The sequence below is a fragment of the Streptomyces sp. NBC_01471 genome (assembly GCF_041438865.1).
Classification (GTDB): domain Bacteria; phylum Actinomycetota; class Actinomycetes; order Streptomycetales; family Streptomycetaceae; genus Streptomyces.
On sequence record NZ_CP109450.1, the window covers coordinates 6,833,328 to 6,845,104 of the forward strand.

The 11,777-nt window shown below is 72.0% G+C and carries 8 protein-coding genes; 5 read left to right on the forward strand and 3 right to left on the reverse strand.

The annotated features are described in order from the left end of the window. The first annotated feature begins 115 nt into the window (after positions 1 to 115). Together OG285_RS30695 and OG285_RS30700 are read left to right on the forward strand one after the other, a co-directional pair. The gene (locus OG285_RS30695; protein WP_371792779.1) at positions 116 to 1,201 is read left to right on the forward strand and encodes a DUF2891 domain-containing protein; all 1,086 of its coding nucleotides are present in this window, start codon (positions 116 to 118) and stop codon (positions 1,199 to 1,201) included. 90 nt (positions 1,202 to 1,291) lie between these two features. Further along, on the forward strand, positions 1,292 to 3,433 hold the full coding sequence (locus tag OG285_RS30700) for a primosomal protein N' (protein ID WP_371792780.1): 2,142 nt from the start codon (positions 1,292 to 1,294) through the stop codon (positions 3,431 to 3,433). 173 nt (positions 3,434 to 3,606) lie between these two features. Here the strand turns inward: OG285_RS30700 and OG285_RS30705 are convergent, their stop codons facing one another. Further along, on the reverse strand, positions 3,607 to 4,176 hold the full coding sequence (locus OG285_RS30705) for a hypothetical protein (RefSeq protein WP_371792781.1): 570 nt from the start codon (positions 4,174 to 4,176) through the stop codon (positions 3,607 to 3,609). A gap of 233 nt (positions 4,177 to 4,409) precedes the next feature. On the opposite strand from OG285_RS30705, the gene fmt reads away from it, so the two are divergent. Both fmt and OG285_RS30715 read left to right on the forward strand, forming a co-directional pair. After that, a complete protein-coding gene (gene fmt, locus OG285_RS30710; protein WP_371792782.1) occupies positions 4,410 to 5,342 on the forward strand; it encodes a methionyl-tRNA formyltransferase in 933 nt (310 codons plus the stop codon). A gap of 147 nt (positions 5,343 to 5,489) precedes the next feature. After that, on the forward strand, positions 5,490 to 6,959 hold the full coding sequence (locus OG285_RS30715; protein WP_371792783.1) for an RsmB/NOP family class I SAM-dependent RNA methyltransferase: 1,470 nt from the start codon (positions 5,490 to 5,492) through the stop codon (positions 6,957 to 6,959). A gap of 177 nt (positions 6,960 to 7,136) precedes the next feature. On the opposite strand, the gene lysA is transcribed toward OG285_RS30715, so the two are convergent. Continuing rightward, a complete protein-coding gene (gene lysA / locus OG285_RS30720) occupies positions 7,137 to 8,423 on the reverse strand; it encodes a diaminopimelate decarboxylase (RefSeq protein WP_371792784.1) in 1,287 nt (428 codons plus the stop codon). 192 nt (positions 8,424 to 8,615) lie between these two features. Between lysA and OG285_RS30725 the strand changes: the two genes are divergently transcribed. After that, on the forward strand, positions 8,616 to 10,187 hold the full coding sequence (locus tag OG285_RS30725) for a PucR family transcriptional regulator (protein ID WP_371792785.1): 1,572 nt from the start codon (positions 8,616 to 8,618) through the stop codon (positions 10,185 to 10,187). 9 nt (positions 10,188 to 10,196) lie between these two features. Here the strand turns inward: OG285_RS30725 and OG285_RS30730 are convergent, their stop codons facing one another. Continuing rightward, entirely contained in the window at positions 10,197 to 11,777 is a 1,581-nt protein-coding gene (locus OG285_RS30730) for a serine hydrolase domain-containing protein (RefSeq protein WP_371792786.1), read from the reverse strand.

Consider the following 11,777-nt stretch of genomic DNA (forward strand, 5'->3'; position numbering starts at 1 on the left):
CGACCGCCCAGCCCCGCTCCGCGCCGCCCCGCTCCACCCGGTTCCGCCACGTCCCGCCCGGCCGGTTCAGTTCATCTCAGTGCCGCCCCGCTCAACCCGCTCAAGGAGTACCGCCATGCCCCCCACCCCGCCGGTCCCCGCCTCCGTACTGCCCGGTGAGTACGCGCGTCCGTTCGCGGAGCTGGCGCTCCACAACGTGGTGCGTGAGTACCCGAACGCCCCGGCCCATCTGTACGCGGGCCCCGAGGAGATCGTCGCGCCGCGCGAGCTGCACCCCGCGTTCTACGGTTCCTACGACTGGCACTCCACGGTGCACATGCACTGGCTGCTCGTCCGGCTGCTGCGCCGCTTCGGCCCGGCCGCACCGGGCGGCGACAGCAGCGGCGCGGACGCGCTGCCCGCGAACACGGCGGCCCGGATCACCGAGGTCATGGACACCCACCTGACCCCGGCCAACATCGCCGTCGAGGCCGCCTACCTGCGCCGCCGCCCGTCGTTCGAGCGCCCCTACGGCTGGGCCTGGCTGGTGGCACTCGCCGCCGAATGCCGGGCGCTCGGCGGTCCGGCGGGCACCCGGTGGGCCGACGCGCTCGCGCCCGCGGTGGCCGCCGTCGGCGATCTGCTCCAGAGCTGGCTGGGCAAGGCGACCTACCCGGTCCGGCACGGTGTCCACAACAACAGCGCCTTCGCTCTCGGCCTCGTCCTGGACGCGGGCGAGCAGGCGGGTCTCGCCCGTCCGGTGCTGGACGCCGCGGCCGGCCGGCTGACCGACTGGTTCACCGGGGACCACGACGCACCGCTCCACTGGGAACCCTCCGGCCAGGACTTCCTGTCGCCCGCGCTGACCGAGGCGCACGCCATGCTGCGGGTCCTGCCGGCCGCGGACTTTCCCGGCTGGCTCGCCGGGTTCGTACCGGCGCTCGCCGGCGGAGACCCGTGCTCCCTCCTCACCCCGCCGGTGATCTCGGACTACGCCGACCCGCAGATCGGGCATCTGCTCGGCCTCACCCTGAGCCGGGCGGCGGGGCTGCGCGCCGTCGCGGCCGCGCTGCCCGCGGGACCGGCCCGCGAGGCGGTGCAGGAGTCGGTCGCGGCCCATCTGGCGGTGGGGCTCCCGGCGGTCTCCTCCGGCGAATTCAATTCGGACCACTGGCTCGCGACGTATGCCGCGCTGGCCCTGGACACGGCCCCCGGCCACTGACCGGATCACCAGCAGCGGCAGCCCGGCGCGGGCCCCGCGGCCGTCCGCCCGGCAGGCCCGGTGTCAGTGGGGTCTGGTAGGAATTTGGCTGTGAGCAGCGACGACAAGCAGTCGGGGGACCCCGGCGACGGGGGCCCCGAGCAGCTTGCTCTCATCAGGGAGACCGTGCGGCGCACCAAGGTGCCCCGGGCCAAGCCGCGCACCTGGCGCGGGGCCGCGCTCGCCGGGGAACTCCCCGTGGCGCGCGTCGTGGTGAACAAGGGCGTGCTCCACCTCGACCAGTTCTTCGACTACGCCGTACCGGAAGAGCTCGACGAGGCGGCTCAGCCGGGTGTCCGGGTGCGGGTCCGCTTCGGTGCCGGGAGCCGCAATGTGCGGGACGGCCGCCGCGAGGGCGGTGGGCTGATCGACGGATTCGTGGTCGAGCGCCGGGCCGATTCCGACTACTCGGGACCGCTCGCCGCGCTGGCCGGGGTGGTGTCGCCCGAGCCCGTCCTCAGCCCCGAACTGCTCGGGCTCGCCCGGGCTGTCGCCGACCGGTACGCGGGCAGCCTCGCCGACGTCCTGCAACTGGCCGTGCCGCCGAGGAACGCGCGGGCCGAGGCGAAGCCGTCGCCCGAGCCGCAGGAACCGCCGCCCGCGCCGGAGCCCGGCACCTGGGCACGTTACGGGCAGGGGCCGGGCTTCCTGCGGGCACTGGAGTCGGGCGGGGCGCCGCGGGCCGTGTGGACCGCGCTGCCGGGACCGCACTGGCCCCGGGAGCTGGCGCTCGCCGTCGCCGCCACACTGTCCTCGGGCCGCGGCGCACTCGTCGTGGTGCCCGACGGGCGGGCGGCGGCCCGGGTGGACGGCGCGCTGACGGCGGTCCTCGGAGCCGGACACCACGCGCTGCTCACCGCCGACGCCGGCCCCGAGAAGCGGTACCGGCAGTGGCTCGCGGTGCGGCGCGGCTCCGTGCGGGCCGTGGTCGGTACCCGGGCCGCGATGTTCGCGCCCGTCCAGGATCTCGGCCTGGCCGTCATCTGGGAGGACGGGGACGCCAGCCACAGCGAACCGCACGCCCCGCTGCCGCACGCCCGCGAGGTCCTGCTGCTGCGCGCCGCACACGACAAGTGCGCCTTCCTGCTGGGCAGTACGAGCTGCACCGTTGAGGCCGCCCAGCTCGTCGAGACCGGCTGGGCCGCCCCGCTCGTGGCTGACCGGGAGCAGGTCAGGGCCGCCGCGCCGCTCGTACGGACCGTGGGCGACCTCGATCTGGCGCGGGACGAGGGGGCCAGGGCGGCGAGGCTGCCCAGCCTCGCCTGGCAGGCCGTGCGGGACGGCCTCAGGAGCGGTCCGGTCCTGGTGCAGGTGCCGCGCAGGGGCTATGTGCCGAGACTGTCCTGCGAGCGCTGCCGCACGCCCGCGCGGTGCGCGCACTGCTCGGGTCCTCTGGAAGCGCCGGACGAGCGGGCGCTGACCTGCGGCTGGTGCGGACGGGACGCGACCGGCTGGCACTGCCTGGAGTGCGGTCATACGAGACTGCGCGCGCAGGTCGTGGGCGCGCGGCGGACCGCAGAGGAGCTGGGCCGCGCGTTTCCGGCCGTGCCCGTACGGACGTCGGGGCGCGACCACGTGCTGGACACGGTGGACGGGCGGCCCGCCCTGGTGGTGAGCACCCCCGGCGCCGAACCGGTCGCCGAAGGCGGTTACGCGGCGGCGCTGCTGCTGGACGGCTGGGTGATGCTCGGGCGGCCCGACCTGCGCGCGGGCGAGGAGGCGCTGCGCCGGTGGATGGATGCGGCCGCGCTGGTACGGGGCCAGAGCGAGGGCGGCACGGTGGTGGTCGTCGCCGAGCCGACGCTCCGGCCCGTCCAGGCGCTGGTCCGCTGGGATCCGGCCGGGCACGCGGTGCGTGAGCTGGCGGACCGGGCCGAGCTGGGCTTCCCGCCGGTCTCGCGGATGGCCGCGGTGTCCGGGCGGGCGCAGACGCTGGAAGAGTTCCTCGGCGCGGTCAGGCTGCCGCAGGACGCCGAGGTACTGGGACCGGTACCGATCGTCCCCGCCGACCCCAACAGGCCCCGCCGGCCAGGCGATCCGCCACCGGGCGAGAGCTGGGAGCGGGCCCTGGTCCGGGTGCCGCCCGGGAGCGGAGCGGCGCTCGCCTCGGCGCTGCGGACGGCGCAGGCGGCGCGGCTGACGCGGGGCAGCGATCCGGTACGGATCCGGGTCGACCCGCCCGACATCGGCTGACGCCGAACAGCCCGACTGCGGTTGGCGGTTGGGGTGCTCGTGCCACGGTGTCCTGCGGTGCCCCCGGCCGGGCGCTCCGTGCTCCGGGCACGCGACTGCCCCCGGCGCGGTGCGGCGCGAGGGGCAGTTGATGGGGGCGGGCCGCGACGACGTGCCGGGTACCGGGAGCCGGGTCAGCCGTTGCGTGGCCCGGGGAAGGCACTCGGGCGTGCCTCCTCGCGCAGCGAGTGGCCGCTCGCCGTCGGCTGGGGCGGCATGGAGCGCGCGGCGGGTACGGACGGCAGGCCCGGGGACACCGGCAGAGGGTGCGGCAGAGCGGTCGCCTGGCTGCCCTCGTCCGCTGCGGAGTTCTCCTGCTCGGCGGTGGCCGCGGCGGCGGCAGCCGCAGCCGCAGACGCCCGCCGGGTGCCGTATCTGCGGTGCACCGCCTGCTTGGTGACCCCGAGCGCGGAGCCCACCGCGTCCCACGAGAAGCCCAGCGAACGGTCGAAGTCCACCGCGGCTGTCACCAGGGTCTCGACGCTGTCCCGGAGTTCCTGGGCCAGGCGGACGGTCGGGGCGGGCGCCCTGCCGTAGACGACGAAGCCCGTGGAAGGGCCGGAACGGCGCGGGCGGTACACATTGCCCAGCTGAGCGGTGAGGGTGCGCAGCGCGTCCACTTGTCGGCGGACCCGTTCGATGTCTCTGACCAACAGGTGCAGGCTGGCCCGCGCTTGGGCGTCGTGGGTTGCGTGGTCGGCCATGAACAAGCCTCTCGAACCGGCGTTGAAAAGGATCGGGCCGCGCATACGGCCCACTTCATTTCGGCATTTCGGTCAATCTCTCTTGACCAACGCTCCACCTGCTGTTCTGGTCACGCTGCGGGGGCGTATGGGCATATGCGAGGGGCGCGCGGCGGTGCGTACGCCCCCTCGGAACGGGCCCGTAGACTGGTGCGCTGCTCGTAGTCGTGCGCAGTCGGTCCGAGAGGCATCCAGTGAAACTCGTCTTCGCAGGCACCCCCGAGGTCGCCGTACCCGCCCTGGACGCCCTCATCGAATCCGGCCGGCACGACGTGGCCGCCGTGGTGACCCGCCCCGACGCCCCCGCCGGGCGCGGCCGCCGGCTGGTGGCCAGCCCGGTCGCACAGCGCGCCGAGGAGGCCGGCATCGAGGTGCTGAAGCCGGCCAGGCCGCGGGACGAGGACTTCCTGGCGCGGCTGCGGGAGATCGCTCCCGACTGCTGCCCGGTCGTGGCGTACGGGGCGCTGCTGCCCAGGACGGCCCTCGACGTACCGGCCCGCGGCTGGGTCAATCTGCATTTCTCGCTGCTGCCGGCCTGGCGCGGTGCGGCGCCCGTGCAGCATTCGATCATCGCGGGGGACGAGGTGACCGGTGCGTCGACCTTCCTGATCGAGGAGGGTCTCGACTCGGGCCCGGTCTACGGAGTGCTCACCGAGGAGGTGCGCCCCACCGACACCAGCGGCGATCTGCTGACCCGGCTGGCCTTCGCCGGATCAGGCCTGCTGGTGGCGACCATGGACGGGATCGAGGACGGCACCCTGCACGCGGTGGAACAGCCGGCCGAAGGGATCTCGCTCGCACCGAAGATCACCGTCGACGACGCCAGGGTGGACTGGTCGGCCCCCGCGATGCGGGTGGACCGGCTGGTGCGGGGCTGCACGCCCGCGCCCGGTGCCTGGACCGTCTTCCGGGAGGAGCGGCTCAAACTGGTCTCCCTCGCCCCGGTCACCGACCGCACGGACCTGGCCCCGGGCGAACTGGCGGTCGCCAAGAACAGCGTGCACGTGGGCACCGGCTCGCACGCCGTGGAGCTGCACTGGGTCCAGCCCCAGGGCAAGAAGCCGATGCGCGCGGCGGACTGGGCACGCGGTGTACGGATCGTCGCCGGCGAACTGCTCGGCGAGTAGCACCCGTACCCGGGCTGAGCGTCCCGTACCGCTCTGTGTCCCGTGGGGGCCGCGCGGCGGCGGGGGAGCGCCCGGGTGAACGGCCCGCCGCGCCGGACGTACGCTGAGGGGGTTCGTCCCCCTCACCCTCAGCGGAGCACCTTTCACGTGACCGACCAGCCTCGCCGCCGTCCCGCGCAGGAGTCGCGCCGGCAGCAGCCGAATCAGCAGTCGAAGCCCTACCGCCGCCCGCAGAAGGACCCGGTGCGGCTCCTCGCCTTCGAAGTGCTGCGGGCGGTCGACGACCGGGACGCGTACGCCAACCTCGTGCTGCCGCCCCTGCTGAAGAAGGCCCGCGAGAACCCGGCGTTCGACGGGCGGGACGCGGCGCTCGCCACCGAGCTGGTGTACGGCACCCTGCGCAGGCAGGGCACGTACGACGCGGTCATCGCGGCCTGCATCGACCGTCCGCTGCGCCAGGTCGACCCGCCGGTGCTCGATGTGCTGGCCCTCGGCGCGCACCAGCTGCTCGGTACCCGTATCCCCACCCACGCGGCGGTCTCCGCGAGCGTGGAACTGGCCCGGGTGGTGCTCGGCGACGGGCGGGCGAAGTTCGTCAACGCCGTGCTGCGCAAGGTCGCGGCCGACGACCTCGACGGCTGGCTGGAGCGGGTCGCTCCGCCCTACGACGAGGACGCCGAGGCCCATCTGGCCGTGGTGCACTCGCACCCCCGCTGGATCGTCTCCGCGCTGTGGGACTCGCTGGGCGGGGGCCGCGCCGGGATCGAGGACCTCCTCGAAGCGGACAACGAGCGCCCCGAGGTGACTCTGGTCGCCAGGCCGGGCCGCTCCACCACCGACGAGCTGACCGAGACCGTCGGCGAGGACTCCGCGCTGCCCGGCCGGTGGTCGCCGTACGCCGTCCGTCTCGCGGAGGGCGGCGAGCCCGGTGCGATCGAAGCGGTGCGCGACGGCCGGGCGGGGGTTCAGGACGAGGGCAGCCAGCTCGTCGCCGCCGCTTTGGCGAACGCGCCCCTGGAGGGCCGCGACGAGCGCTGGCTCGACGGCTGCGCGGGCCCCGGCGGCAAGGCAGCCCTGCTGGCCGCGCTCGCCGCGCAGCGCGGCGCGCTGCTGCTGGCCTCCGAGAAGCAGCCGCACCGGGCCCGGCTCGTCGAGCGCACTCTGGCGGGCAACCCGGGCCCGTACCAGGTGATCGCCGCCGACGGCACCAGGCCGCCCTGGCTGCCCGGCTCCTTCGACCGGGTGCTGATGGATGTGCCGTGCACGGGGCTCGGTGCGCTGCGGCGCAGGCCGGAGGCGCGGTGGCGGCGGCGCCCCGAGGACCTGGAGGGATTCGCTCCGCTGCAGCGCGGCCTGCTCCGCGAGGCGCTGAGCGCGGTACGGGTCGGCGGCGTCGTCGGATACGCGACCTGCTCACCGCACCTCGCCGAGACGCGCATCGTGGTCGAGGACGTCCTGAAGGGCCGCGGCGGACAGCCCGTCGAGGCCGAGTGGATCGATGTCAGGCCGCTGATGCCGGGGGTCGCGGCGGTGGGCGAAGGCCCGGACGTACAGCTGTGGCCGCACCTGCACGGCACCGACGCGATGTACCTCGCACTGCTGCGGCGCACCGCCTGACCCAGCGAGCGCCTCGAAGCGTCTCGGAACGAGTGACCATCGTGCCGGTTTCGCGTGCGAAGTGAGGGCGATCTTTTCCCAGCCGTTCCTGATCACAGCGGAGTCGACGGAGTTCTGAGGCGCCATGTCCCGGACTTCATGATCCTCCGCGACGGTCCTGGAGAAGTATGGGCGCGGTTATGGCAGGTCGCGGCGCATCAGGTCGGCGTAGGTCTCACGACGCACGACGGCACGGTGCTCGCCGTCGCGGACGAGGACCACCGGGGGGCGGCGCGCGCCGTTGTAGTTGTTGCTCAGCGCGTAGGTGTAGGCGCCGGTGACCGGTACGGCGATCAGGTCGCCGACGCCCGGGTCGTCGAGCGGGACGCCGGCGCTGAGGGTGTCGCCCGACTCACAGTGGCGACCGACCAGTTGGCACATCTCGCCCGCGCCGGTCGGGCGGGTGGCGACGGCGGCCTCGAATCGCTGTTGGTAGAGGGACACCTCAAGGTTGTCGCCCATGCCGCCATCGACGGCGACGAAGGTATGGCCGGCGCCGCGCTTGACGGAGACGACGCGGTAGAGCGAGACGCCGGACTCGGCGACCAGCGAACGGCCCGGCTCGATCAGGACGCGGGCGTCGGCCGGCAGCAGCCGCTTCGCTGTGTCGGTCAGGGCGTTGAGGTACGCCTCCACCGTGGGTGGCCGGTCGGTGTAGGTGTACCGGGAACCCAGGCCGCCGCCCAGGTCGTAGACGGCGAACTCGCCAAGTTGGGCGACCGCCTCGACGGCCTGCTCGAAGGGCTTGAGGTCCAGGATCTGCGAGCCGATGTGGACGTGGACGCCGTCCAGCCGCAACCGGTCGCTGGCGCGCAGCTGCGCGATCGCCTCGCGGGCCTGCGGGAGGAGCAGGCCGAACTTGGAGCCGTCCTGGCCGGTGGAGATCGCCGCGTGCGTGTCGGGGTGGATGTCGGGAGTGACCCGTACCAGCACGCCCTGCCCGACGCCGGTGTCGGTGTCGGTGAGGATCTTCTCCAGCTTGTCGATGTCGTCGAAGTTGTCGACGACGATCGTCCCCGCGCCCGCCTCGACGGCGAGGCGCAACTCCTCCTCGGTCTTGGCGTTGCCGTGCACGACCAGACCGGCTGGGTCGGCGCCCGCGGCGAGGGCGAGGGTCAGCTCGCCGCCGCTCGCGACGTCGATGCCGAGGCCCTCCTCGGCGAGCAGCCGGTAGACGGCCGTGCAGGGGAAGGCCTTCGAGGCGAAGGTGGCCCGGGAGTTCGGCCAGCGGGCGGCCAGGCCGTCGGCGTACCGGCGGGCACGGGCGCGGATGGAGGACTCGTCGACGACCAGCGCGGGAGTGCCGTAGGTCTCGGCGAGCTCTGCCACCGGGACCCCGCCGAGCACCAGCGCGCCAGCCCCGTCCCGGGTCGTCCCGGGGGGAAACAGCCCCACCAGTTCGCTGCCTGCCTGCGTCGCCGCCATCCGCGCTCCTTGTGACATTGGTTGGTCCCGCTCTCCGAAGTGACTCCCCCTATGTTTGGGCTTCCGTTGTGACGAAGCATCGTTGACATCATCAACATGGGGCGCTCAGACTTGATGTCAGCAACAATCGCTGAGCCGGAGACACACATGCAGGAGTCTGACGCGCGGCGGCACCTGCCCGCCCGCCAACTGGTGGACAACATCGGCCCGGCGCTGCTGCGCTTGATCCAGGAGGGGGCCGGCTGCGACGGGCCGCTGACCGAGATCGCCATCTATGCCCCGGGTGCGCCGACACAGCTCGGACCCGGGTGCGTGGTGCTGGGTGTTGGCGTGACCACGGAAGCCGAGCTGCGCGAACTGACCGCGGCGATGGAACGCTGTGACGCGAGAGTGGTGGCGGTGAAGGCCCCGGTGCCGCCGTCGGCGGACGAAGACCTGACGATCATCGAGGTCAACCAGAACGCGTCCTGGATGCACGTCGCGACGACCGTTCGTGAGCAGTTGCTCGAATACGCGAGGCTGCGCGTGCGCTCCGTCAGCAGCGGCTCGGAGCTGTTCTCCCTGGCGAACGCGATCTACGAGGCTCTCGGCGCCCCGGTCACCATCGAAGACCGCTTTTCCGCGCTGGTCGCCTGGTCGGAGGGTCAGGACAAGACCGATGCCGAGCGGATCGAGACCATTCTGGGGCGGGCGGTGCAGCCGAGGACGCTCGCCGAACAGCGCGAGCGTCATGAATTCGAGCGTCTGCACGCCAGCAGCGAGCCGGTCTATATGGAAGCGACCGAACCGGACCAGCTGCCGAGGGTCGCCATTGTTGTCCGGATCGGCTCGGATGTCCTCGGCTACATCTGGGCCGCGGTGACCGGGCCGCTCGACGAGGCGGGCACCGCTCGGCTTCGCGAATTCGCGTCGATGGTCGCGCTGCAGATGGTGGGCTTGCGAACCGAGACCAGCTACGCCCGTCAGCAGCGCGGCGAGCTGGCTGCGGCGGTCCTCGGAGGGTCGGCCGATCGGGTGGAGGCGAGCCGGCTGCAATTGGGCTCCGGACCGGTCTGTGTACTGGCCGCGGCCCCTCGGCTGGCCGGGACCACGGACGCCGACGCAGCGACCGCCGCGGTGACCGTTGACGAGCTACGCCGATTCGCTGACACGCTGGAGTACTTTCTGGCGGCCGTGCACTCACGTTCCGCCGCGGTGGCGGGTACAGGCGCGGTGTACGTACTGGTTGCCTGGCCTCTTGAACACACCGCAGCACTTGAGTCGACCGTCAACCTGGCACGTGATTTCCTCGGGCGGACGCCACTGGCCAGTGACTACGTGGTCGCCGTTGGCGGCCCGGCCGACTCGCTGGGCCGGATCGCCGCAGTGCGGGCGCAGACGGACGCCGCACTGCGGGCGCTGCGGCACCCGGCCTTCCACGGGCCGGCTGTGCGCACCGTGGAGGAGATGGCGCTGCCGGTGTTGCTGCTGCATCTCGCCGACGTCACTGAGTCGCTCGGCCTCCCGGATACCAGCGGAGCTCTGCACCGGCTGTGTCAGGAGGACGGCCAGGACGGTCTGCTGCCGGTGACCCTGGCCGCCTACCTCGCCGCCGCGGGAGCCACGGACGTCGCGGCGGCCAACCTGCACATCCACCCCAACACGATGCGCTACCGGCTGCGCCGGATCCGCGAGGTCTCCGGACTGGATTTCACCGATGCCGACGCCGTGCTGCTCGCGCACCTCCAACTTCGGGTGCGCGAGCTGCGGATGGGGGTCGCCTGATGGCTCCCGCTACGGCCGGAACGAGCGCGTGTAGCGGCATCCGTCCAGGTCGACCCAGAGCACTGAGCCGTTGAGGGCGGGGCCGGCCGTCAACCGCTCAGGCAAGCGCGGATCGGCTCCGACGCGGAACGTTCCGTCATCGAGTGCGATGAGTTCCGGTTCATCGCACGGCGCTTCGACGCCGGTCGCAGCGATCATGTGCAGTCGCCCCGCCCGCTGAACGATTCTGAAGCTGGGATACCAGGGCGTGTAGCTCCGGTAGTGACCGGCGAGCGGATGCGGGGTCGTGGCCGGCGTGGGGTCAGGGCCGAGCGAGTCGGGTCCGCAGAGCCAATGCGGCTTCCCGGCGATGGTGTTCACCGAATGGTGGTAAGTGGACCAGTGTGGGTGATCACATGCCAGCCGCCCGTCCCCCGAGTCGTACAGCTTGCCTGTTATCCCGTTCGAGGCAAGAGAGAGACCACTGTCCGCAGTGGCGGTGACCCGGATCTGGCGCGATCCCACTCCGTAGATTCCTGCGTAGAGATGAGCATCTGCGATCACCTCCCGGTCGAAGAGCGTGGGGTCCGGCGCGGCCCCTTGTACGACGGACAGCACATGCCGGCCGAAACGGTCGATTATCTGGCAATCGCCGGGCGCATTGGTCAGCACTGAGACACCGTATCCACCGTCGATATCGACGGCGAGAAACGAGCGGTATCCGACCATTCCTCCGGCGTGCATCAGCCAGGTATGGCCGTCGATGATCTCCACGTCCACGCCAAGCCCATAACCATTCCGATGGTCCGCCGAACCGCCCACGTCGGCGGGGTCTGTGATGATCTGCTCGAACCGCTCAGGGCTGAGGATCCTCGTGCCGGCCACGGTGCCGTGCCCCAGGATCATTCGAGCGAATGCGCCCATGTCGGATGCGGTTGCGGTCACATTCGCATCGGCCGCCGAATAATCGAAAAAAGTGGCAGGCGTGAGCGGGCTCGACGGTAGTGGCGGTCGGGCGTCGTGCACGAACTGGTATCCGGTGGCGAGGTGAGCCATGTCTTCGTGAATGATGTGCGCTGTCGAGTCACGCATGCCCAACGGTTGCAGCAGCCGTTCGGTCATGGCGTTCGCGAGCGATTTCCCTGTGACATGCTCGATGATCAGCCCCAGCAGGTTATAACCCTCGTTGGAGTAGTGGAACATCTGGCCCGGTTCGACACATGTCGTCGCATCTCGCAACGCGTAACCGCGAGCGGCGGCATCGGGAAGCGCGTCGGCCCCGGCCACCAGACCCGAAGTGTGTTGCATGAGGTGGCGGACCGTGATGGTTCGCGACCCGCCGTTCGGGGTGAACCACGGCAGATAGTCAGCGACCGGTGCCTCGAAGTTCACCTTCCCCTCATCTGCCAACTGCCCGAGCAGGAAAGCGGTGTAGGTCTTGCTGATCGAACCGATCTCGAACCGCGTGTGATCAGAAACCAGAGCCCGGGACTCCGTGTCAGCGAATCCCTCTGCGATGAGCGTGGATTCGCCGGTTGCGGTGACAATACTGATGGCGATCCCGGGCACCGGCCACGATGTGCGCAGCTGCTTTGTCAGCTGAGAGATCAC